General features: G+C 53.4%; 1 pseudogene. It reads left to right on the plus strand.

Annotation, left to right across the window (positions count from 1 at the left end):
• A pseudogene (locus FPE01S_RS26075) lies at nucleotides 1–1,116 on the plus strand (gliding motility-associated C-terminal domain-containing protein); the annotation flags it as partial.

Genomic DNA, 1,116 nt, shown 5'->3' on the forward strand with positions numbered 1-1,116 from the left:
CAGCATCAGTGGTACCTGGAGCCCGGCAGCAGTGAACACCAGTGTGATCGGCACCACCACCTACACCTTCACCCCGGATGCTGTTGGTTGCGGTGTTCCGACAACTATCGATATCACCATCACTGATCAGATCACACCGGCATTTGATCCGATTGTTTCATTCTGTGTGGGAGCAACAGCGCCAGTGCTGCCATCTGCTTCACTCAACGGCATTACCGGTACCTGGTCACCTGCAGTGGTGAGCAATACCGCTTCCGGAACTTATACCTTTACCCCAGACGCCGGACAGTGTGCGGCACCAGTAAGCATAGACATTACCGTAACACCGGCTATTACTCCAACCTTTGCAGCAATACCAGCCTTCTGTGCCGGCACAACTGCACCGGTACTGCCAGCTGCTTCACTCAATGGTATCACCGGTACCTGGATTCCTGCCATCATCAGTAATACAACATCCGGAACCTATTCCTTTATTCCGGATGCCGGCCAGTGTGCCGAACCTGTAACCATCGATATCACGGTAACACCAGCCGTTACCCCAACTTTCGATCCGATCGCAGCACTCTGCCTAAACAGCGCTGCGCCGGCTCTGCCAGCTACTTCACTCAACGGTGTTAATGGTACATGGAGTCCGGCTGTAATCAATACTGCTACAACTGGAACTTCAACTTATACCTTTACGCCGGCAACAGGCGAGTGTGCGACCCCGGTCAGCATCGACGTAACCATCACCGACCAGATCACACCGACATTCACTGCTATACCAGCGTTCTGTGCCGGATCAACTGCACCGGTACTGCCAGCTGCTTCACTCAATGGCATCACTGGTTCATGGGTACCGGTTATTGTGAACAATATTAATTCGGGCACTTACACCTTCATACCGGATGCCGGCCAGTGTGCTGCACCGGTCAGCATCGACATCACTGTAACACCTGCTGTGACACCTTCCTTCGACGCGATCGGAGCACTTTGTCAGAATAGTGTGGCACCGGCGCTGCCAGCTACATCCAACAACGGAATCAATGGTACCTGGTCACCAGCTGTGATCAATACCAGTGTGATCGGAACAACAACTTACACCTTCACCCCGGCAGCAGGAGAATGTGCTACGCC

The sequence above is a fragment of the Flavihumibacter petaseus NBRC 106054 genome (genome assembly GCF_000974785.1).
In the GTDB taxonomy this organism is placed as follows: domain Bacteria; phylum Bacteroidota; class Bacteroidia; order Chitinophagales; family Chitinophagaceae; genus Flavihumibacter; species Flavihumibacter petaseus.